Source organism: Pseudoalteromonas sp. JB197, assembly GCF_002332205.1.
In the GTDB taxonomy this organism is placed as follows: Bacteria; Pseudomonadota; Gammaproteobacteria; order Enterobacterales; family Alteromonadaceae; genus Pseudoalteromonas; species Pseudoalteromonas nigrifaciens.
Genome location: NZ_NRGZ01000001.1, coordinates 1,148,656 through 1,171,938, shown reverse-complemented (window position 1 = coordinate 1,171,938; position 23,283 = coordinate 1,148,656). Strand labels below are relative to the sequence as shown.

The 23,283-nt window shown below is 41.4% G+C and carries 19 protein-coding genes; 7 read left to right on the top strand and 12 right to left on the bottom strand.

The window, feature by feature from the left end; genetic code table 11:
- Nucleotides 1-26: 26 nt before the first annotated feature.
- The gene (locus tag CIK86_RS05575; RefSeq protein ID WP_011328063.1) at nt 27-1,934 is read right to left on the bottom strand and encodes a beta-ketoacyl synthase; all 1,908 of its coding nucleotides are present in this window, start codon (nt 1,932-1,934) and stop codon (nt 27-29) included.
- A 127-nt stretch (nt 1,935-2,061) separates the two neighbouring features.
- Here CIK86_RS05575 and CIK86_RS05570 point away from each other — a divergent pair, with 127 nt between their 5' ends.
- From CIK86_RS05570 to CIK86_RS19350, 3 genes are all read left to right on the top strand, one after another.
- Nucleotides 2,062-3,072: a helix-turn-helix domain-containing protein gene (locus CIK86_RS05570; protein ID WP_086996007.1), complete on the top strand. Its 1,011-nt coding sequence runs from the start codon at nt 2,062-2,064 to the stop codon at nt 3,070-3,072.
- 69 nt (nt 3,073-3,141) lie between these two features.
- Nucleotides 3,142-3,714: a GAF domain-containing protein gene (locus CIK86_RS19355; RefSeq protein ID WP_254910734.1), complete on the top strand. Its 573-nt coding sequence runs from the start codon at nt 3,142-3,144 to the stop codon at nt 3,712-3,714.
- Nucleotides 3,681-4,370 (top strand): EAL domain-containing protein, encoded by a 690-nt coding sequence (locus tag CIK86_RS19350; protein WP_343252007.1) that lies wholly within the window; start codon nt 3,681-3,683, stop codon nt 4,368-4,370. Before CIK86_RS19355 ends, CIK86_RS19350 begins: the two co-directional genes overlap by 34 nt.
- A gap of 28 nt (nt 4,371-4,398) precedes the next feature.
- On the opposite strand, the gene CIK86_RS05560 is transcribed toward CIK86_RS19350, so the two are convergent.
- The 7 genes from CIK86_RS05560 to CIK86_RS05530 all read right to left on the bottom strand — a co-directional run bounded on the left by CIK86_RS05560 (nt 4,399) and on the right by CIK86_RS05530 (nt 11,833).
- Nucleotides 4,399-4,914 (bottom strand): MgtC/SapB family protein, encoded by a 516-nt coding sequence (locus tag CIK86_RS05560; protein WP_011328060.1) that lies wholly within the window; start codon nt 4,912-4,914, stop codon nt 4,399-4,401.
- Nucleotides 4,915-4,956: 42 nt separating this feature from the next.
- A complete protein-coding gene (locus CIK86_RS05555; RefSeq protein ID WP_176359679.1) occupies nt 4,957-6,114 on the bottom strand; it encodes a GNAT family N-acetyltransferase/peptidase C39 family protein in 1,158 nt (385 codons plus the stop codon).
- Nucleotides 6,114-7,508, bottom strand: a complete 1,395-nt coding sequence (locus CIK86_RS05550; RefSeq protein ID WP_086996005.1) for a RimK family protein — start codon at nt 7,506-7,508, stop codon at nt 6,114-6,116. The genes CIK86_RS05555 and CIK86_RS05550 overlap by 1 nt, the downstream gene beginning before the upstream one ends.
- Nucleotides 7,509-7,830: 322 nt before the next feature.
- Nucleotides 7,831-8,307 carry a GreA/GreB family elongation factor gene (locus CIK86_RS05545; RefSeq protein WP_041454691.1) on the bottom strand — a complete coding sequence of 159 codons (477 nt, stop codon included), beginning with the start codon at nt 8,305-8,307 and terminating at the stop codon, nt 7,831-7,833.
- A 108-nt stretch (nt 8,308-8,415) separates the two neighbouring features.
- Nucleotides 8,416-9,357, bottom strand: a complete 942-nt coding sequence (gene secF, locus CIK86_RS05540) for a protein translocase subunit SecF (protein ID WP_086996002.1) — start codon at nt 9,355-9,357, stop codon at nt 8,416-8,418.
- The gene (gene secD / locus CIK86_RS05535; RefSeq protein WP_086995999.1) at nt 9,350-11,188 is read right to left on the bottom strand and encodes a protein translocase subunit SecD; all 1,839 of its coding nucleotides are present in this window, start codon (nt 11,186-11,188) and stop codon (nt 9,350-9,352) included. Before secD ends, secF begins: the two co-directional genes overlap by 8 nt.
- A 108-nt stretch (nt 11,189-11,296) precedes the next feature.
- Nucleotides 11,297-11,833, bottom strand: coding sequence for a hypothetical protein (locus CIK86_RS05530; RefSeq protein WP_086995996.1), 537 nt, complete (start codon nt 11,831-11,833; stop codon nt 11,297-11,299).
- A 137-nt stretch (nt 11,834-11,970) separates the two neighbouring features.
- Between CIK86_RS05530 and CIK86_RS05525 the strand changes: the two genes are divergently transcribed.
- From CIK86_RS05525 to CIK86_RS05510, 4 genes are all read left to right on the top strand, one after another.
- Complete coding sequence (locus tag CIK86_RS05525; RefSeq protein ID WP_086995993.1) at nt 11,971-13,761, top strand: ABC transporter ATP-binding protein/permease; 1,791 nt, start codon at nt 11,971-11,973, stop codon at nt 13,759-13,761.
- Between the two features lie 191 nt (nt 13,762-13,952).
- Entirely contained in the window at nt 13,953-16,034 is a 2,082-nt protein-coding gene (locus CIK86_RS05520) for a M13 family metallopeptidase (protein WP_086995990.1), read from the top strand.
- Between the two features lie 190 nt (nt 16,035-16,224).
- The gene (locus CIK86_RS05515; RefSeq protein WP_011328051.1) at nt 16,225-16,938 is read left to right on the top strand and encodes a YebC/PmpR family DNA-binding transcriptional regulator; all 714 of its coding nucleotides are present in this window, start codon (nt 16,225-16,227) and stop codon (nt 16,936-16,938) included.
- A gap of 74 nt (nt 16,939-17,012) precedes the next feature.
- Nucleotides 17,013-18,299 (top strand): leucine-rich repeat-containing protein kinase family protein, encoded by a 1,287-nt coding sequence (locus CIK86_RS05510; protein ID WP_086995987.1) that lies wholly within the window; start codon nt 17,013-17,015, stop codon nt 18,297-18,299.
- An 83-nt stretch (nt 18,300-18,382) separates the two neighbouring features.
- Here the strand turns inward: CIK86_RS05510 and gap are convergent, their stop codons facing one another.
- The 4 genes from gap to CIK86_RS05490 form a co-directional block, all read right to left on the bottom strand.
- Nucleotides 18,383-19,387: a type I glyceraldehyde-3-phosphate dehydrogenase gene (gene gap, locus CIK86_RS05505; RefSeq protein WP_086995984.1), complete on the bottom strand. Its 1,005-nt coding sequence runs from the start codon at nt 19,385-19,387 to the stop codon at nt 18,383-18,385.
- Nucleotides 19,384-20,016 carry a bifunctional 4-hydroxy-2-oxoglutarate aldolase/2-dehydro-3-deoxy-phosphogluconate aldolase gene (gene eda, locus CIK86_RS05500; RefSeq protein ID WP_011328048.1) on the bottom strand — a complete coding sequence of 211 codons (633 nt, stop codon included), beginning with the start codon at nt 20,014-20,016 and terminating at the stop codon, nt 19,384-19,386. The genes gap and eda overlap by 4 nt, the downstream gene beginning before the upstream one ends.
- A gap of 30 nt (nt 20,017-20,046) precedes the next feature.
- The gene (gene edd, locus CIK86_RS05495; protein WP_086995981.1) at nt 20,047-21,900 is read right to left on the bottom strand and encodes a phosphogluconate dehydratase; all 1,854 of its coding nucleotides are present in this window, start codon (nt 21,898-21,900) and stop codon (nt 20,047-20,049) included.
- A 348-nt stretch (nt 21,901-22,248) separates the two neighbouring features.
- Nucleotides 22,249-23,262 carry a LacI family DNA-binding transcriptional regulator gene (locus tag CIK86_RS05490; protein WP_011328046.1) on the bottom strand — a complete coding sequence of 338 codons (1,014 nt, stop codon included), beginning with the start codon at nt 23,260-23,262 and terminating at the stop codon, nt 22,249-22,251.
- Nucleotides 23,263-23,283: the final 21 nt, after the last annotated feature.

Genomic DNA, 23,283 nt, shown 5'->3' with positions numbered 1-23,283 from the left:
GCGCCTTACCAAACAAGAATGTGTGCTTAAAACATGTCTTGATAGGGATTTTTTGTATTAAAAGCAATCGCTTTTTCAAAGCCAGGAAGGTGTATGCTTTGCTCATCTATTACAATGTCGTTGTCGTCAATTAAGCCATCACCAAAACGATAAATGAGTTGGTATTGGCCTAAGTCTGCTTGTGATTGATAGCTTTGTTGCGCTGCTTTTACAGCCACATTTTTATTAGCATAATCATTCATAACGCTTTTTCCATGGCGCTTGGCAAGCATTTGCAGTGTTATTTTTGCAGACAATACTGTAGCGGTAGCGTTGTTACCACCAAAGCCTTTTGAGTTAATAAATGCAATATCCATATCACCGCAATCATAATGGCTGTTTCTAATATCTAGATGATCAGCGTAAACATCGTCGGCTATTTTATCTATAGTCGTAATACCAGGCATAATATTGTGGCTAAATACACCTAATGCTATAGCTAACTGATCGCCACTTGCAGGAGCAATAGTATGGCCAACATATGCTTTTGGCGCAGTTACTTTCCAGTTATCAATAGCAAAGGTTTGTGCCACTTTATGATAAATTAATGACTCGGTTACACGGTTTAACGGCGTACTTGAACCATGGGCTAATATAAAGCTGCGCTGTTGCAGGGCTTCTTTACCTAATAAGCTACTTGCCAGTGCCGCCGATTTTGCCATAGTAATGTAGTTACCCGGCCCTGGTGAAGTAATTGACTTTTTAATCCCGTCGGCATTTACAAATACATCTGGCACACACCCCATAATGTCAGCGCCTAACTCTAGTGCTAGAGCATCATCCATTAAAATAGCCACTTGCGCGCCTTCACCTAGCGTAAAGCCACAGTTTTCGCCAAACGGACGGCTACTTTTACGATAGTCGGGCTCATCTGTATTGCTTAGGTTATCTAAACGGCGCAAACCTTCAACGTTTGCCAGTGCGCTCATGTTACCAAAGCCTTCTATAACCTCTGGCGTAATAGCACATTCAACACTGGCTACCACAGCAACGCGAGTACGCCCTGCTTGTATATCGTTAACCGCTGCACGTAAGTTATATAAAAACGTAGCACATGCGCCCGAAGTTGAAAACGTAGTACCTACGTTGCCCGTTACATACGCATTAATAAAGTCGGTCGACATAGTATTTAAACCCAGCGCTAATTGCTTAGTGCTTACGCGGTCGCCTTGCTGGCGAGCTTTAACTAAGCCACCTAAACCTGTGTCATCCATTTGGCCAATAACAGACGCCGAATAAGTACCAATTTTGTCTGGCTCTACGCTATTCATTATATGTTGCCAATCAAGCCCGGTTGATTTTATTGCATCGGTAGCAGCAAAAATAGTTGCTTGCAAACCACGTGGCTGATAGCGGCTGTTATACATTACAGACGGATCAAACCCAGTAGGAAACTGCCCTGCCGATTTAATCGGGTTGTCGCGAGTTGAAGCGTGTTTAACATCTATATCTGCGGCAATAGTAACTTTAACTTTTTTACCTTCGAGTTGCTCTACCTGCCAACTTGCAGGTACCGGTTGTGGTAAATCGCGAGCACGGGTTTCAAACACAATCGCATTCTCATCCGAGTTGCTTAGCGTCATTTTTTGCTGCCATGGGGTAGCGTCTGGATCAAAATGTTCGTTTTCGATTTTTCGAATAAGCGTACCGGCAATTATTTGTTCACCAAAACGTGCTTCTATGTCGCTTTGCTCAACATTGTTACCTTGAGTGTCTTGTAGTTGATTATCAACAACACTAACTAAATTCATCAAGGTGGCGAGGCCTAAAAACGTTTCTTGACGATCTTGTGCACTTAAACTGTCTAACACAATACGGCGGTAACCTTGGTGAAAAGAAGTACGGCCAGCGGCATTAATGCCTCCCATGCCTACAATTACGGGTAATGCGGTCATAATTTACCTTTAAAAAACGTGTTATAAGAATATGACACTAGTTTAAATGGATTGCGCACCACACTTTGTGCTTTAATAGCCAAATATTAAGCATAAAAGGCCAACCCTAACTGGTCGGAGCATCTATATGACTGATAAACAGAGTAACCCCCCATTAAATATAGCTATTGCTGTTTACCAACACTTATTAATAACGAGTTTAACCCTCCCTATAGAGATGCTGAGAGCGGGCGAAGCCTTTGCAAAAGGCCATATTAATAAAAAAAATTTTAGGCCACTCGCTATTCATTTAGTTGCTAAAAACCTTGAACCAATAAGTAATCGTACCGGCTTGGCAATCCTTCCCGATTGCGCCACCAGCAATACCCCAAATTGCGATTTAGTAATAGTGCCCGGTATTTGGCGAAACCCGCGCCCAGTTGTACGCACTAATCAAAATATAGTTACTTGGCTGGGGCAAAGTTTTACAAATGGCAGCCATATTATAGGTGTAGGCACTGGCAACTGTTTACTAGCAGAGGCCGGGTTACTTGACGGGCACCCAGCAACCACCCATTGGCATTACGCTAAACAATTTAGTCACGACTACCCCAAGGTACTGTTAAAGCCTGACTTTTTTATTACTCAATCCGAGCGACTCTATACCGTAGCCAGCCTAAACGCCCTAGCCGATGTAATAGTGCATATTATTAGCCAGTATTATGGCAAAGCTGCAGCGCAGCATGTTGAGCGCAATTTTTCCCACGAAATACGCAAACCCTACGAAGATCAGCGCTATCTTGAAGGTGCGGTTGATCGCCATCCCGATGAGTTAATTGCCCAAATTCAATTTTGGTTAAAAACCAACTTAGCAACAGAGCTTAATTTACAGGATGTAGCCGCACAGTTTAATTTAAGCTATCGCTCTTTTACGCGGCGCTTTAAAGCAGCTACCAACCAAAGCCCTATTGAGTATTGGCAACAGTTACGAGTAGAAGGTGCTAAAGAGTTGCTCGCTTCGTCAAATTTATCAATTCAGGAAGTAGCGTTAGAAGTAGGCTATAACGATCAAGGTCATTTAACGCGAATATTTAGAAAAATACTGAACCAAACACCCAGTGAGTATCGTAAAGTAGTGAGAAAAAAATTGTTTGGCTAATACTTTAAAAACAAGCCAGGCTACTGTAATAATATAAACCATTAACTAAAACACAAGGAAGTTGGAAATATGCATGTAAATTTTAGTGAAAATTTACTATTAGATATTGAAGCAGAGACTGATCTCAATATTAGACTAACTCGCTTGCTAGCACTTATTCGTAAACACCTTGATATGGACGTTGCTTTTATTTCTGAGTTTAAAGACTCTAAACGTATATTTAAATTAGTAGATACCAAACGCCCTAACGAAATTGTAAAAGTAGGTAATTTTGATCCCATAAACGAAACCTACTGTAATAAATTAGCCAATAATGAACTAGATAATATAATACCTGACACTAGTAAAAATAGTATAACCCGCGATATGCCGGTTACTAAAAAGCTTAATATTGGCGCTTATATTGGGGTGCCAATTACCTTATCTAACGGCGACATTTATGGCACATTTTGCTGCTATAACGAACAAAAAGACGACACATTAAACAAGCGTGATCTGGCGTTTTTAAATTTAATTTCAGATCTGGCTTCACAGCTTATTGATACACAAATACAAAACAATGAAGCAAAACAAATTATTAAATCTAACGTGCTTAATATACAAACAATATTGAAATTTACTACCAGCCTATATATAGCTTAAACACAAATAAAGTTTCGGGTTACGAATCCTTGTCTCGCTTTTTTGTTGAGCCCTATAGAACACCTAACATTTGGTTTGATGAAGCAGCACAGTTTGGTTTAGGTGAAGCCCTAGAAATGTTGGCAATAAACAATGTTTTAGGCAATATGAGTCATTTTAATAAAGAGGTGTATGTGTCAATTAACACCTCTCCAGAGCATATACTAAGTGGTGCCGTTGCCAATGCATTAGCTGCTATTTCTGATTGCAGCAATATAGTATTGGAGGTAACCGAACACTCTCCTATTGCCAACTACAATGAAATGTTAACGGCACTCGCGCCACTGCGTAAAAAAGGCATACGCCTAGCTATAGACGATGTTGGTGCAGGGTATTCTTCTTTTCAGCATATTTTGGAGCTACAAGCAGATATTATTAAGCTTGATATTAGCCTTACCCGAAACATTAATAGCGATCGTCGTAAATATTTATTAGCTAAAGCGTTATGCGGATTTGCTAAAGACATTGGCTGTAATATTATTGCCGAAGGCATAGAAACACTAGAAGAAATAAACACCCTCCGCAAACTAAATGTCGATAAGGTTCAGGGCTATTATTTAGGCCGCCCACAAGCACTTTGCGATGCTTTAGTGCATCAAAAATTAGTATTAAGTTAGTTATAAACTTAATTATAAAAACGCCACTTTATAAGTGGCGCTCTGTTTCATTTTCGCTCTTGCGATAATAGCGCTTTGAATAAATTTTAACTTTAGTGTGCACGCCTTTACTTAAGCTTTTAAACTTAGCTTCAAGCACATCAACACCGTATAAAATACCGACCACCAGCACAGAGAGCTTAATAGCTGCTCCCAAGTTTTCGGTGGCTATCATTACACCAATAGACGCTAACACCCAAATGGTTGCTGCCGACGTTACTCCTACCACAGCGCCGTCTTTAGCTAGCATTACGCCTGCGCCCAAAAAGCCAATACCAGTAATTATTTGCCCCACTACGCGAGAGTGGTCAATTACATCGCCTTGTAAATTAAACGCAGTCGATAAAAATAAATAGGTACCTAAAGTAATTAACGCAGAAGTACGAATACCCACAGGTTTGCCACGTAATTGGCGCTCAATACCAATAATAGCGCCACAAAATGCCGCCGTACCAATTGCAGCCCATGAGTACGGAGCTACATCAAATAAATCAGGTAAAAACACGTAATTTCCTCGTTATTCATATATGAATAATTTAATTTTATATTAACAATTTTTTGATTTAGCAATAGCCACTGCTGTTCTTAAGCGTTGGCTACCAAACGCCGACATTTTACTAAAGTCGCTGCGGGCAATAGGCACATATTGGCAATCTATAGCCAATTGACTATCACTTCCTGGCTCACAAAACGGATCATGAACATACACACAGTGCTCATCTAAATGCGTAACACACACCCAATGCGGTGATTTTTTACCATCAAACCGATAAGTACTGATTAAGAGCAACACGCTAAAATTTTGCTTCAGCCAACGCTCAATGTCTTCAAGCTCAACATCTTTATTACTAAGCGGTATTTTGGCAGCGGTTATGCCATCTACAAACTGCTGATGTACCGTTGCTAATACTACTTTTTTATTTTCACTGCGCACGCCATCTAAAAACAACGGCTCTAGGGTATTAACAATTACCTCGCTGTTAAAACCACGTTTATGTGCCGCCAGTGCTAAACCAAACGGATGGCAGCCGCCATGCCCAGAGGTCATAAAAATAGTAGTGCCTTCTCGCCATAATGACAACTCATGTGATTGAGTCAGTTCAGTGCTAGCATCTAAGCTCCCCATAGCCATTAACAACGCCGCAGGACCACAGGTAAACTCAGTAGTTTGCTGATACCACGGAGTTAACCGTGCTAACTTAAGCTCACTGGTTTTACGAATGTTTTTTTGCATGCGTAGCGCATCGCTGTGATCGTCGTAATAATCGCTATATTGACCAAACACCCGATAACCTAAGCTTTTATACAAACCAATTGCGCTGTCGTTATTTACAGCCACTTCTAAACGCAGATAAATTCGCCCACGCTCTGCGGTGGCTTTTTCAAGTGCAATAAGTAGCATTTTTGCAATGCCTTTGCCTTGCATGGTAGGTAATACAGCAAGCGAATAAAGACGCGCTAGACGAGTGCCTTTATGGCACCAAATTAGCCCATAACCGCATAACGCATTATTTTGCTCGGCAACTAATAAAATACCGTGCTTAGCACTTAGCCAGCGCTTTAAACTGCGCGGGCTAAGCTTGTCGTTACTAAAGCAAGCATTTTCAAGTGCTGTAAGCGCGGTTAAATCACTGATAAGCGCTTGGCGAATAACCACTTGCTCAGTCTGTTCATTAACCACACTCTCAACCATGGCTTTTGCCATTAACCACGACCCCTAGCTTCAAGGCGTTGTTTAAACTCATCCATAATGATCATATAAAGCTCATCGCCTAAATAGCCGTCTTCTACTTTATGATCAATACTTGGGTTATCGTTTACTTCAAGTACATAAGCACGCCCTTGATGTTCTTTTACATCAACGCCATATAAACCCTTACCCACTGTTTTACACGCTTTTAATGCTGCATCTAATACCGCTTTTGGTAATTCAAAAGTAGGCAATGTTTCAAAGCCACCCGAAAAAAACCGCTTTGCATCGTGGTTATAAATTTGCCAATGGTTACGCGCCATTAAGTAACGACACGCGTAAATTGCACGGCCATTTAGTACCCCTACTCGCCAATCGTATTCGGTGTACATGTATTCTTGTGCAAGCACTAAAGCACTAAATTCAAATAGCTCAGTTAACTTAGCTTCCAGCTCAGCACGGTTCGTTACTTTATATACCCCTTTTGAAAACGAGCCTTCTGGCATTTTCAATACTAACGGGTAGGTAAACGCCGCTTCTAACTGCTCAAGAGTCTCGCTTGACTGATCAGCCACAACCACTGTTTTTAAACTAGGTACTTTTTGATAGTTAAACGCATCGTGTAAATACACTTTATTACAACAACGTAAAATAGACTCCGCATCGTCAATAACCACTAAACCTAAGCTTTGTGCCTTGCTAGCAAGGCGATATGTTGGGTGGTCAATTGCTGTAGTTTGACGAATAAATAACGCATCAAACTGGGCTATATTGTCTATTTCGTCAAAGCTTAATGCTTGGGCATTAATACCATGTTTAGCCGCTGCTTTAATAAACTTTGCTATTGCGTCTTTATCGCTCGGTGGCACCTTTTCATTGTGATCAACAAGTATTGCCATGTCCCAGCGAAAACGACGTCGCTCCGCAGTAATACGCCATTGCGTTTGGGTAAAGTTATTCAACTTAGCTACAAAATCGCTGTACTGTTGCTCATCTAATGACGATAACGACCCTTGTTGTAATAAGCCTTGGTTATCAACAAATAAAATAGGCGCCGGGTATTGTTTAAATACCGATTTAGCCGCTTTTGTTTGCTCATCGTTAGTGGCATTACCAAAGTATAGAGCGCCATCTATTTGGCCAACATTGTGCATAGGTGCTTGGCCGCTACGTAACGCATTTATTGTTTTTACACTTGGTAATACTTGGTGCTTACGCGCTTCAGCGAGTAGCGAGCAATAGTAACCTTTGCTCAAGTATTGGCTTGAGTCACATAAGTTAATAATGCGAGTTTTAGGTTCATCACGTTTTGGATAGTCACGTAGGTAAGTATTAAACGTAATAACATTTTCGAATGATTGAGCAAGAGTTTGCTCGTTGTTATCAACCACAATTAAGGTTTTAAACACGACTTTTCCTAGTTAAGTCTAATTATAAAAGCATGCTTAATTTTTTATAATTAAGCATTAAAAATAGAAACACCCATCGTACTAAGTGGTGCATTGCGCGTGTCACTTAATAAGATGGGTGCTTTAGTTTAGGTAATCCTAAACCACATCTGCTTTATAAGGCCTTTTTGATAAACTAACAAACGAGATATTTTTAGCGTGAAGATGAAAATTATTAATGTAGGTCGGATAAGTGGCGAAGCCATGCCATCCGACAATAAAATGAGGGGGAATAAATAAGTTTTGTGGTACTTAAAAATGGGCTTTGCTTACAACCAATATTTTATAAAATTTCTACAATGTCATAATCGTGCTTTACATCGGCAATGGTTAAACTAATGCCATCATCAATTTGTTTATTTAATAACAGCTTACCTAGTGGTGCGCCGGGGGTTACAACGGCAATCGTTAAACCTTTAACCTCTACGGTTAACCCACCTGCGCTTGGGCCTAAATAAAACCATTTTTGCTGCTCATTTGTATCCTCTAGGCACACTAGCGAGCCAATGGCTATTTTACTACTGGCTGGCTGATTAAATATGGGCTTAAATAACTCCATGCTTTTATAGCAATCATTTACGCGCTGCGCTTGGCCTTGGGCTAAATAGGCGGCCTCTAACCCTAGGGTATCGTATTTGTTTTCTGCTATGTTTTCTTCGTGCGTGGCGGTGTCGTGCGCTGTTTTAGCGGCCACTTTTGCGGTGGTAAGCTGCGCCTCTAGGGCAAACTTAAGGTGTTCAATAACGTGGGCTTTGTTCATGGGGTTTACACACATACAGTAAAATATTGCGAGCAGTTTAACATTGCTACGGGGGCTAAACACAATAGTTTGGCCCCTAAGCTTTGTTTATTTGTATGCTTTGAGCCTTTATGGCATATCCATGAGCGCTTGGCTTTGGCTATCTATTTTCACTTCGTAGTTTTTAGCACTTAACCCCATTAGCTCGGGCAAGGTGGCGGCAATACAAACAGATGAAAACGTACCCACAACAATGCCACTAAATAACGCAATAGCAAAGCCTTGCAGCGGTGTTCCAGCTAATAGCCACACACTTGCTACTGTGGCTAAAGTGGTGCCTGAGGTAATTAAGGTACGCGTTAGGGTGCTTTTAATCGCACTATTTATAATGCTGGATACGCTAATACTGGCATTTAATTTAACTCTTAATAGCTCACGCACCCTGTCACCAACAATTATAGAGTCATTAAGTGAGTAGCCTATAATTGCCAATAAACTGGCTAATACGGTTAAGTTAAATTCAAGCTGTAATAGCGAAAACAAACCCAGCACCAATATTAAGTCGTGTGTTAAAGCAACTACCGAGCCAAGGGCTAAACGCCATTCAAACCTTATCGCTAAATACAGCATTACTGCAACCATAGCTGCTAGAAGTGCCAAACAGCCTTGTTCAAATAGCTCATCGCCCACTTGCGAGCCAATATAGGCCGATGACAATACCGTGGCATTTATGTCGGTGCTTTGTGTTACCGCACTTTGCCAATCGTTGCTGCTATTACTCGCAGATTGATTAATAGCTGGCGCTTCTCTTAATTGAAAGTGGTTATTCCCTTGGGCTGTTAGCTCAAACTCACCGTTGTGATTTTTAGCTATAAAAGTTTTAAGCTGCTTTAGCTCAATACTTTGGCTAGTCGTAAATTCTGTTAAGTAACCACCGGTAAAATCTAGGCCAAAGTTAAGCCCTTTTTGCGCTAAGGTTACTACCGATAGCAATACTAATACTGTACTTAAAACCAAGCCCATAAAACGCATGCGTGTGCCGGTTTCGCCTTTTAAAAAATAATTAAGCATCTGTACTTACTCCGCTTTTTTTACCCAATTTTAAATACAAACTTTGGCTCAACACTTTCGATACATACACGCCTGTAAACATACTGGTTACTAAACCCAGCGCCAAAGTAATTGCAAAGCCTTTCACTGGCCCATAACCTATACCGTATAAAATAAGTGCAGTGATCATAGTGGTAATATTGGCATCAAAAATAGTGCTAAATGCTTGCTTATACCCTTGCTCAATAGCTTGATAAGGCGCGCGGCCTTTACGGCGCTCTTCTTTTATACGTTCGAATATAATGACGTTGGTATCTACTGCCATACCTATGGTTAGCACCAATCCGGCAATACCGGGAAGCGTAAGCACTACCCCAGGCAATAACGACATTAAACCCACTAATGAGGTTAAATTTAAAATAAGTGCTACGTTGGCAATTAACCCTAAACGTCTGTACCACATAGCCATAAATGCCAAAGTAATACCCATACCTAACATTAGGGCGGCTAAGCCGTTACTTATATTTTCGCTGCCTAAGCTTGGCCCTATGGTTTGTTCGTGCACTATAGTAACCGGCGCACTTAACGAGCCTGCACGTAACAATAGCGCTAAGTCGGCCGCGGCTTGTGGGCTTTGCATATTGGTTATGCTAAAACGCGAACTTAAGTGCTGAGCAATATTGGCTACATTAATAACCTCACTCTTTTTAACTACCTCTCCTTTAGCATTTTGCGAATACTCTGAGTAAACCGTCGCCATAGGTTTACCTATATTAGCTTTAGAAAATGCCGACATAGCATCGCCGCCTTGGCTATCAAGGCTTAACTGCACTAGCGGTTTGCTCCAATCGTCGCGCCCAGCATGAGCGTTATTAATATGCTCACCGGTAAAAATTGGCACAGGGTCGAGTTTTATAGTACCGCCCGTCTGTAAATTAAAGGTTTGCCCACCCACAGCTTTTAATTGATAAAACCCCAGGGATGCCGTTGCGCCAATAATGCGTTTCGCCTCGGTAGGATCTTGCACTCCAGGTAGTTCAATACGAATGCGCTGCTTACCTTGGCGCTGTGTTACCGCTTCGGTTATGCCCAGCTCTTCAATACGCGAACGTAGAGTTGTGAGGGTTTGGCTCATAACTTCTTTATCAAACGCGCTTCGCCCTTGCTCTGAGTAACTAAATTGCGCCGTTTTAACTGTGCCATTATTGTTTGTTACTACTGCTAAGTTAGCAAAGCGGCTTTGCAGCTCTTTAATAACAGGGGTTAATTTATCACCAGCATTAGGTAGAGCATTTATTACAAACCCAGTTTGAGTTTGCAGCGCTTTTACTCCATGTGCCTTTTGCTTAATTATGATTGATTTAGCTTGCTGATACGCACTCACTAGTTGCTCATCAATAGCTTTGTCTAAATCTACATCGAGTACAAATAGCACCCCACCGTTTAAATCTAGACCTAACTTTATTGGCGAAAGTCCAAAGCTTTGTAACCAGCTTGGACTGGTAGCGCGCTCAACAATTTTGGTCTGAGTATTTGCATATTGCGCTTTTATAGCCGCTTGTGCCTGGGCACTTTTTGTTGGCTCGTTAAGCAGCACATTTATTGTTGCTTGCGACTCATACGCTTGCGCCACATTTAAGCCTTGCTCATTTAAAAATGTAACTAAGGTATTAGTGCTCGGGGGTGTTTGTATTTTGCTGTGTGGGGCTGCACTAATATACAACCATGACTGGTTTGGATATAAATTAGGTAACGCACTCATTGCCAGTAGCAGTAATACCACCAACATAGCAAAGGTGCTTAATTTAAATTTAGCCATAAACGGCTTTTTATTATTTTTAAAACTCAACATTGTTATTCCTTACTATCAGCAACTAGCTGATAAGCGCTTAAAAAAGCACAATTAATCTGCAAGCTAAAACTTTAAAAGTTAAAACCTATTAATTATTAAATAAGGAAATTAAGCGTGATGGGTGTTGGTAGCGCTGTAAAGTAAGTTAGCTTCTTTCCAGCCACTAATACGAGACTTTTTACTATTAGAAACAACTGTATACCAAGGTAGTGCCGTGCTTATAGCTTTAGGTTGTAAATAAAACTGCCTTGCTAGCGTATGAATAAAAAACTCATAAATAACGTCGTATTCAGGCTCTGTTTGCGCACTAAATAAAAACAACGATGAATTACTGGCAGTTAGCCTAGGTTGCAGTGCATCAAACGCTGTTTTATTAGGCTTAGTTTGTTGTTTAGCATGCAATACTTTAACTAATATGGAGGGGTGACTTATACCTAATGAAACATTACCTAATGAAGTAGCATCTAATGAAGTAGTATCTAATGAAGTAGCATCTAGTGAGAAAGGAGCTGCTGAAAAAGCAGCAGATATTAAAGTAGAATTTGCAGTGTTTAAACCATGTTTAACTGGCGCGGCTTCGCTACATGCACTAAAAAGTGCAGTAATAAGCAAAAATGCAGTTAAAAACAAACGAAATTTAAACATCAATTTTCAAACTTTAATTAAGGATTACTAGTATATAAGGGCAGCTATTTAAAATACAATAGTCTAATTAAGTATTTAGCTTGATGAAAAATTAAATCCACAGCAATTTATACCCATTATAAAAACCGAGATCATTCATGCGCTCTAAACAAAGCTCAGTAAAACGCCCCGACGCAATGAACCTGCGCCAAAGTATAAAAACACTTTGGCCTTATATCACACAATTTAAAGGGCGAGTTTTTATTGCAGCTATGGCACTGGTAGGCGCTAAAGGTGCTACTTTACTTATGCCGTGGGCACTAAAAGAAATTATTGATAGCGTTGATAAATCTATTCACCCAGTGCTTTTTATTCCTACCCTACTGCTTATTATGTACGGTGCACTGCGCTTTGCCAGCGTATTTTTAGGTGAAATACGCGATGCGGTTTTTTCGCGAGTTACCGAACACGCCATGCGCGACATAGGCCTAAAGGTGTTTAAGCATTTGCATTCGCTTGAACTGGCTTTTCATTTAGATCGACAAACCGGTGGCATAAGTCGCGATATAGAGCGTGGCACCAGCGGTTTGAGCTTTTTAATGCGATTTTTAATGTTTAACATTGTGCCTACTCTATTTGAAATTCTTACCGTTGCATTAATTTTTGGCACTTTGTTTTCTATCTGGTTTGCGCTTATAACCCTACTTGCAGTTGCCATATATATTACCTTTACAGTAACCGTAACCCAGTGGCGCAATCGCTTTATTCGCGAAGCTAACACCGCCGACAACTTAAGTAATACCCGCGCTATCGACAGCTTACTAAACTACGAAACAGTAAAATACTTTAACAATGAAGAGTTTGAAGCCAGCACCTACGACACCTTTTTAGCACGCTGGGAAAAAGCCCGATTAAAAAACCGCATGTCGTTATTGGCACTAAACTCTGGGCAAGCGTTAATTATAGCCAGCGCCATTACCGCACTTATGTGGTTAGGCTCAAGCGAAGTAGTAACCGGTACACTTAGCATTGGTGAGCTCGTAATGATAAACGCGTATATGATCCAACTGTTTTTACCGCTTAACTTTTTAGGCTTTGTATATCGCGAAATAAGACGCGCCCTTACCGACCTTGAAAACATGCTTGGGCTGCTCAACAAAAAACCACACATTGCCGACACTCCTGCATCACAACTACTAACACTCTCTAAAGGTGAGGTTAGCTTTAACAATGTAAGTTTTAGTTACGATGCTAACCGCCCTATTCTTAACAATGTTAGTTTTAGCGTAAAACCCGGCACTAAGGTAGCAATAGTCGGTGCAAGTGGCGCAGGAAAAAGCTCATTAGCTAGGCTCTTGTATCGTTTTTATGAGGTGTCATCAGGTAGTATCACTATAGATAAGCAACCTATAAACACCGTAACTTTGCACAGTTTACGCCAAGCTATAGCCATAGTGCCGCAAGATACCGTGCTATTTAATACTTCAATACGCGAAAACATTGCTTATGGCAGGCCAACAGCCAGCGAGGCCGAAATAGATCAAGCCATTGCTATGGCGCATTTAACAGCGTTTATAAACAGCCTTGATAAAGGCGATAAAACCTTAGTAGGCGAGCGCGGTTTAAAAGTGTCGGGCGGCGAAAAACAACGCATAGCCATTGCCCGCGCAATCTTAAAAAAATCGCCTATTTTAATTTTTGACGAAGCCACCTCAGCCCTCGACTCCCATGCCGAGCAAGCTATTTTAACGGCTATACGCGCTGTCACACAAAACCATACTAGCATAGTGATTGCCCATCGCTTATCAACCATAATAGATGCCGATAATATTTTAGTATTGCATAAAGGCGAGCTTCTTGAGCAAGGCACACATTCTGAGTTACTAGCCCTTAACGGCCAATATGCGCAAATGTGGCAATTGCAGCAAGAACAAGCAAAAAACACATAAATACCATTAATATTGCTCGTATAAAGGCTTTATTTGCTATTTTATCGACCTCTAGGGTGACTCACCTCAAAAGGTTTGTTTAGCAGCCTCTTATAAATAACAATTACTAAAATAACCTGAACCTAGGTTAAGATAATATTTACAATAATAAAAAATATTAATTAAACAGAGTGAAAGCTCAGGGGAACACAATGAAAAAGAGTTTAATTGCAGCTGCATTAGCTGCCACATTTATTACCGGCTGTTCAGAGCCACAAACATCAAAAACGCAAGTACAACCAGCACCTACTGCACCAATAGCCGCAACAACAGAAAAAGCAGAGTTGGGTAGTTTTGGTGTTGATTTAGCTGCACGTAACGAAGCGGTTAAACCAGGCGACGATTTTTTTATGTACGCCAGTGGCACTTGGTATGACAATTACAGCATGCCTGCTGATAAAACCCGCTATGGCGCATTTTCGGCATTGGCCGAGCGCAGCGAAGACCGCGTTAAAGTAATTATTGAAGAAATTGCCGCGCGTAAAGACTTAAATGCCGATGAAAAACTAGTAGCCGACTTTTACAACGCCTACATGGACACCAAAGCACTTAATAAGCTAGGCATAACACCAATTAAGCCGCTTTTAACGCAAATAAGTGAAATATCATCAACCGACGACTTAGCCAAAATGTTTGGTCAGTCTTGGTTAACCGGTGTTAAAGCCCCGCTTGGTGGTGGCATGTGGTTTAACCGCTTAGATCCTAATAAATACGAAATGTCGTTAGGGGCTGGCGGTTTAGGCTTACCCGATCGTTCATACTATCTTGAAGACTCAGAACGTTTTGTTAATACGCGTAGCGCCTATGTTGCTCATATTGCCGACATGCTTAAATTTGCCGATGCAGATAACGCCAATGAGCGCGCACAGGCAATTTTAGAGCTAGAAACCAAAATTGCACAAGGCCATTGGCCACGCGAAAAGCGCCGTAACCGCGACCTTACATTAAATCAAATTAAACGCGACGAGCTAAGCACTGCCTACCCTGACTTTAACTGGGATGCATATTTTGCTCAAACAGGCTACAAAGTACCGCAGTTAAATGTATCGCAACCAGAGCCAATAAAAGCCATGATTGAATTAATCAATCAAGAAGACTTAGCGGTATGGAAAGATTATTTAACCTACCACGCAATAAGTGGTAACGCTAACTTGCTCTCTGAAGATATTTTTAATACTAATTTTGCATTTTTTGGTAAAGAGTTAAATGGTCAGCAAGAGCCTCGTCCGCGTTGGAAACGTGCTATAGATGAAATGTCGAGCACCAATTCACTTGGTTTTGCTATTGGTAAAATATACGTAGCACGTTATTTTCCTGAGTCGTCAAAACAACAAATGTCTGAACTGGTCGAAAACTTGCGTACCGCATTAGGTGAGCGTATTGATAACCTAGAGTGGATGGGCGCAGAAACCAAAGTAAATGCGCGCGCTAAACTAGCTGCATTTGTACCAAAAATTGGTTACCCAGATGTATGGCAGTCGTACGAAGGTTTAACTATTAGTAATAACGACTTAATCGGCAACGTAAAAAACATGCGTGAGTTTTTTCAAGCCGAAAGCGTTGCAAAAGAGCTGCAAAAAACAGATCGTAACCGTTGGGGTATGACACCACAGCGCGTTAACGCTTACTACAACAGTTCATTTAACGAAATTGTATTTCCAGCGGCAATTTTACAACCACCATTTTTCGATCCAAATGCCGACGCAGCAGTAAACTACGGCGGCATTGGCGCAGTAATTGGCCACGAAATGGGCCATGGTTTTGACGACCAAGGTTCAAAGTCAGACGAAAACGGGATCCAACGTAACTGGTGGACTGATGCCGATCGCGCCGCATTTGACGCAAAAGCCGACCAGTTAGCAGCGCAGTACAATAAGTATGAGCCAATTGAAGGTAACTTTGTTAACGGGCGTAATAGCCTAGGTGAAAACATTGGTGATGTGGGTGGTTTAGCCATGGCTTATCATGCCTACAAACTGAGCCTAAATGGTAAAGAAGCACCGGTTATTGACGGTGTTACTGGCGATCAGCGCTTCTTTCTTGCTTGGGCACAAGTATGGAAAGAAAAACGCACCGAGCAAAGCATGTTAAATCAGCTGCGCGGTGGCACGCATGCGCCAGGTCGCTTTAGAGCACAAGCCCCGCGTAACCACGACGCATGGTACAAAGCATTTGATGTAAAACCAGGCGATGAGCTGTATCTTCCTGAAGATCAACGCGTACGCATTTGGTAATAAAGCGCTAAATTGCAATTAAATATAACCCGCCAGTGCGGGTTATATTTTTTCTGCTCAGTTATATTTATAGCCCTTAGTATAAAACTTAACTCATCCTATTTAATAGTTACTAGCCCTACCCCACTTTTACCTTTAAACTATGCCCCTGAAAATTATTTTAATACTTATATTTAAAGGCGAAACGCAGATGGGAAGAGCTTACCAAAACAAAAAAGATTCAATGGCTAAAACTGCGGGTGCTAAAACTAAAGTTTATTCTAAGTACGGTAAAGAAATTTATATTTGTGCTAAAAATGGCGGTACCGATCCAGACGGTAACTTATCGCTACGTCGTTTAATTGAGCGCGCTAAAAAAGACCAAGTTCCGGCGCACGTTATTGACCGCGCAATAGACAAAGCAAAAGGCGGCGGCGGTGAAGACTACGTAGCCACACGTTACGAAGGTTACGGCCCGGGTAACTGTATGATTATTGTTGACTGTTTAACCGACAACAATAAACGTACCTTTGCTGATGTACGTGTTTGCTTTACTAAAGCTAACGCTAAAATTGGTGCACAAAACTCGGTTTCGCATTTATTTGATCACCTTGCAATTTTTGTATTTGACGGTGATGACGACGAAACAGTACTTGAAGCACTTATGATGGCTGATGTAGATGTAACCGACGTAGAAGTTGAAAACGGCAAGGTAACTGTATTTGCACCACATACTGAGTACAACAATACTCGCACAGCACTTGAAGAAATGGGCGTTACTGAATTTGACGAAGATTTAATTTCGTTTGTACCACAAATAGCAGCGCCTATTGAAGGCGAAGATGTTGAGGTTATGGAGCGCTTTTTAGCTATGCTAGAAGATTGCGACGACGTACAAAACGTTTACCACAACGCAGAGTTTTAAGCGTTAATAATAAAACGTGATCAAAGGCCAACTTAGTTTGGCCTTTTTGTTTTTGTAAAATGGATTAGTTAATTTTGAATACCCTTGAACAACTACGCAGCGGTGCTTTAAGCGGTGCTCGCCACTTACAATTGGTGGAAAACCTCACTGATTTCCCAAAAGAAATTTTTACCCTTGCCGACACCCTAGAAGTACTCGACCTATCTAATAATAACCTGAGTGATTTACCCGCAGAGTTTGCCAGTTTAACCCGCCTTAAACGGGTGTTTTTATCGTTTAATCAGTTTAAGCATATTCCTGCTGTTTTAGCACAATGCCCAGCACTTGTTATGATCGCATTTAAAGGCAATCAAATTAGTGAGTTTGCCCAGCATAGCCTGCCGCTTACAACACAGTGGTTAATATTAACCGACAACCGTATTGAGCAATTACCCGCATCATTCGGCGAGCTTAAACAGCTGCGCAAACTTGCTTTAGCGGGTAACCGGTTACGCACTTTGCCAAGCAGTATGCAGCAGTGTACAAACTTAGAATTAGTGCGCTTATCTGCCAATAACTTAACGCACCTAGATAACTGGTTATTTGAGTTACCAAAGCTTACTTGGCTGGCCTTTGCTGGTAACACCTTTAATAAAGCCCAGTGCCTAACAAAAAGTAGTTTAGAGAATAAGCCACTGAGTGATTACACATTACAGCACGTTATTGGCCAAGGTGCATCTGGGGTTATTCACCTTGCAAAAGCTGCAAATAAAGCGGTAGCTATTAAGCTGTTTAAAGGCGCAATAACCAGCGATGGTTATCCGCTTGATGAAGTTAATTGCTGCTTGCAGGCAAAGGAACATGCCAATTTAATTAAGGTACTTGCCTATATAGAGCAAGGCAGCCAACTTGGTTTAGTAATGGAGCTAATAGATAATAGCTTTAGCAATTTAGGATTACCGCCAAGTTTACAAACGTGTACTCGCGACACCTTCGCAGATGGCTGTAATTATAGTAGCCAAGCTATTTATAAAATTGTGCAACAAATGGCCAGTACCCTACAACATTTGCATGCAAATAAAGTAAGCCATGGCGATGTGTATCCGCATAACACTATGGTAAACCAAGACGCAGATGTGTTATTTGGCGATTTTGGTGCAGCAACTAATTTAGCTATGTTGAGTGAATATCAGCGCCAGCAAATGCAATTAATTGAAGTACGCGCGCTAGGTTGTTTAATTGATGATTTACTAAGTGTTTGCAGCGACAATAATGCAATAGCAGTTAAGCTTGCGCAACTAGCTAAGCAATGCATGACAACTGATATTATACAGCGCCCCACACTTTCGCAGTTAAGCACACAGCTAACTACACAGTTATAAAACGTCGTAAATTTATAAATGGCACAAAAAAACCACGCAATGCGTGGTTTTTAACGTTATTTATATAACCTTAAACTCTAAAATTATAAAAACTTACCTAACGCTTTAACTTGATCTAACATGCGGTTTGAAAAACCCCATTCGTTATCGTACCAAGCCATAACTTTAACCAGTTTACCATTCGCTCTGGTTTGTGTTGAATCAAACACACAAGACGCTGGGTTATGGTTAAAATCAATAGAAACAAGCGGCAGCTCATTATATTGTAAAATATCTTTCATTGAGCCCGTTGACGCTTCTTTCATAATTGCATTAATTTCTTCAATGCTGGTATCGCGCTTCGCAATAAACGTAAAATCAACCAAAGAAACGTTAATTGTAGGCACACGTACCGACATACCATCTAACTTGCCTGCAAGTTCAGGTAGCACTAAACCAACAGCTGCAGCTGCGCCAGTTTTAGTTGGGATCATCGACTGCGTTGCACTACGTGCACGGTATAGATCAGGATGATATACATCTGATAAGTTTTGATCGTTGGTATATGCATGAATAGTGGTCATACTGCCTTGATCAATGCCTACCGTGTCGTTAATTGCTTTAGCAATCGGTGCTAAACAGTTAGTAGTACACGAAGCGTTTGAAATAATTTGGCTTTGTGCATTAAGTACTTCGCTGTTAACGCCATGCACTACGGTTGCATCCATATCTTTGCCCGGTGCCGAAACAATTACTTTTTTAGCGCCAGCAGTAATATGCTTAGCGGCTGCTTCGCGCGTAGTAAACAAACCTGTACACTCTAAAACAATATCAACATCGAGTGCTTTCCACGGTAAATTTGCTGGGTCGCGCTCTTGCGTTAAAGTAATAACATCGTCGCCAATTAGCATAGTGTTATCGGCTAGCGTTACTTTATGAGCAAATTGTCCGTGTACTGAGTCAAATTGCGTAAGATGAGCATTAACATTAGCTGGGGCTAAATCGTTAATTGCAACAATTTTAATCTCATTATTTTGTGCCGACTCGTAAAGTGCACGCAATACATTGCGGCCTATACGGCCATAGCCATTAATTGCTACGTTAATCATTTTTGACTCCTATTTACTTCACAAGCTTGTCGAGCAAGCGCTTCAATAGCTTGCCAGTCTTTATTTTCAATTAGTTGTTTATCTAACATCCAGGTACCACCCACACAAATAACATTATTTAGTGCTAAGTAGTTAGGTGCAGTAGCGAGCGTTATGCCGCCCGTTGGGCAAAAAGTAATATCGGGTAATGGCCCACCGATTGATTTAAGCATGGCGGTTCCGCCTGCGGCTTCTGCCGGAAAAAACTTTAAATACTTAAAACCGTGCGACGCTAGTTTCATAACTTCGCTTGGCGTAGCAGCGCCTGGTAAAAACGGGATATCGCTCGTTTTTATCAGTTCAAGTAGCTCGTCACTAACCCCTGGGCTTACCATAAAGTCAGCGCCTGCAGCTACCGAAGCATCAAAGCTGGCTTTATCAACTACCGTACCTGTGCCTACATAGGCCTCAGGTACAGCTGCTTTCATTAGTTTTACCGCTTCTGCCGCAATGGGCGTGCGCAAAGTAATTTCCAGCGCTTTTAAGCCACCGTTATATAAGGCTCTAGCAAGTGGCGCTGCATCTTCTAATTTTTCGATTACCACTACTGGCACAACTGGCGCCGATGCTAATATTTTTTCAATACTCATTACGTGTTCCTCATTACCCACAATGGCTGATTATTCTTCAATTCCGAAAGCACTCGCACCTAAATCGGCGCTGCTTACGATATTTCTAAATCCGGTAAATAACTCTCGGCCTGTGCCAAAGGTTAAGCTTGGTAGGCTTAATTGCAGTTCACGTTTAGCAAGCTCTTCATCGCTAACATGTACTTTTAATATGCCGCTTGGTGCATCTAAAGTAACTAAATCACCTTCATGAATTTTAGCAATTATGCCGCCTTCAACTGCTTCTGGCGCTAAGTGAATCGCCGCAGGTACTTTACCCGATGCGCCCGACATACGACCGTCAGTTACAATAGCTACTTTAAAGCCTTGATCTTGTAGCGTTGCCATTACAGGTGTTAATTTATGTAGCTCTGGCATACCTTTAGCTTTAGGGCCTTGCTCTTTTAGCACTGCAATAAAGTCTTGGTTTAATTCGCCGCGGCTATAAGCATCTTGTAACTCACCTTGCGAGCTAAATACTTTAGCTGGGGCGGTAACTACTTGATGTTCAATTGCTACTGCCGATACTTTAATAACTGCTTTGCCTAAGTTACCCGTAAGCAGTTGTAAACCACCTTGCTTACTAAACGGATTACTCACTGGGCGAAGTACATCTTCATCGTGTGAGTTATCAGGGCAAGCTACCCATTTAATTTTGCTTGGGCCGGTTGCATCACTCATTATTAAGCTGTTGTCTTTATCAAGACGCGGCTCGGTCATATAGGGTGCTAAACCATCGCCTAGCATAGTTTTAACGTCGGTATGTAAGTAGCCTGCACTGGCAAGTTCACGCATTAAAAAGCCCATACCACCGGCTGCTTGAAAATGATTTACATCAGCAGAGCCATTAGGGTAAATACGCGTTAATAGTGGAACCTCAGCTGATAAATCAGACATATCTTTCCACGTTATTTGAATACCTGCCGCTTTGGCAATAGCCACAATGTGAATGGCGTGGTTAGTAGAGCCACCGGTAGATAGCAAACCAACCAAACCATTTACTATAGTTTTTTCGCTGATCACATCTGCTAAACACGGGCTGTCTTTATCGTCGGTTAATTGCTTAAGCATGGTTTCTACCGCATTACCGGTTAAACCATCGCGAAGCTCTGTGTATGGGTTAATAAACGAGCTACCAGGAAGGTGTAAGCCCATTATTTCCATTAACATTTGATTTGAGTTAGCAGTACCGTAAAAAGTACAGGTACCAGCACTGTGGTAAGACGCGCTTTCGGCTTCTAGCAAGTCTTCGCGGCTTACTAAGCCTTGCGCAAACTTTTGACGAATACGGGCTTTTTCTTTATTTGGAATACCTGATTGCATTGGTCCTGCCGGTAAAAAGAACACCGGTAAATGGCCAAACGACAGTGCACCAATTAATAACCCTGGGACTATTTTGTCGCATACGCCTAAACAAAAAACGCCATCAAACACATCGTGCGATAACGATATTGCCGTAGACATAGCAATTACATCGCGTGAAAAAAGTGATAATTCCATGCCGTCACGCCCTTGTGTAACGCCATCACACATTGCTGGTACGCCGCCTGCTACTTGAGCTGTAGCGTCGTATTTAGTAGCAATGCTTTTAATTAAATCTGGGTAATCTTTATAAGGCACATGTGCCGAAAGCATATCGTTATATGAGTTGATAATTGCAAGGTTTGGTTGCTCATCGGCTTTTAAACGTGCTTTGTCATCGGTGCTACACGCAGCCATAACGTGGGCAATATTACCGCAGCCTAATCCAGCACGAACTCTTGTTTGTTTTTTTGCGTGCGAAATGCGATCTAAATAAGCTTGGCGGGTTGCTTTACTGCGCGTAATGATACGTTCGGTGACTTCTTGAATTCGTGGATGCAACATAATTAAACTCAGCTCTATTCGTTAGAGGATAAAGGCTCAGTGGCAATTAAAGACTCCACGTAATTAATTGCACTGAGCATCTTTGGCTTACCCGTTCAAAGGTACCTTATCAGAGGGCCTCTCACAACCACCCTGACACCGGTGTCACTGTATTAACGCACGACCATGACACCGGTGTCAACCCTGTCTAATAAAAATAGTCACTTTTTTTAACATAGCCAACTATTTTTTATAAATAGACATTTAATAATGTTGTACAGCATCGTTATATTTAACAACAGCCAACAAAAAGCCCGAATATGCTTTGTGCACATTCGGGCTACTGTAAATATTCGTTTTAAGTTGAGTTTATTTAACCTGCGCCGTCGACTCGCGAGTAATTAAACGCGCCTCTAGGGTCACCTGATACGCAACCTCTTGTGGCTGAATAATATGAGCAATAAGCTGAGTAACCGCTTGTTTGGTCATTTCTTCAACTGGCTGCGCTATGGTAGTTAACCCAGGCCAAATATGGCGTGCTATAGGGGCGTTATCAAAGCCAGCAATTGAAATATCATCGGGCACACGTAAACTGCGTTGAGTTGCTAATTTAAGTACGGCGGCTGCCATGTAATCGTTTGAAGCAAATACTGCGGTTGGCCGTGGCGATAAATCTAAAATACTACGGGCACTGTCTACCCCTGAATGATAACTAAAGTTACCCTCTTCTACTAAACGCTCTTCAAATTCAATGCCATGGCTTGCTAACGCCCGTCGGTAACCTTTAAAACGCTGTTCAGTGGCACTGTGATCGGGATGACCTTTAATAAAAGCAATTGATTTATGACCCAGTGTAATTAAATGCTCGGTTATTTCAAATGCCCCTTGCTCGTCATTGCTGCGCACCGAAATCGAATCATCTTCAAGTACTGCAGAGGCAACGCGTGCATAAGGTATTTTTTTCGATTTTAAAAAATCAACTAGTTCAGCAAAGTCCGAAAAAGGCGGCGTTAATACAATGCCATCTAAGCGTGATGACTGCAGTAACTGATCAATATTATTGATTAGTGCTTCACCGCGCAGCTCACAAGGATGAATTAATAAATTGTAATTGTTTTCTTGGCAGGCAGCCAATGCGCCTGTTTGCACGCGGGTAATATAACTTTTACTTGGATTATCGTAAATACAACCAATAATAAAACTGCGATTTTGAGCAAGACCACGGGCAATAGGATTAGGCGTATAATCAAGCTCTTTAAATACTTTAAGTACCTTTTCGCGGGTAGCTGCACTTACATTTGGCTCGTTATTTAACACCCGAGAGACTGTTTTTTTAGAAACCCCCGCATAACTCGCTACACTATTTATGGTGACTTTTTTCATCTATTTACTTCCAAATACCAG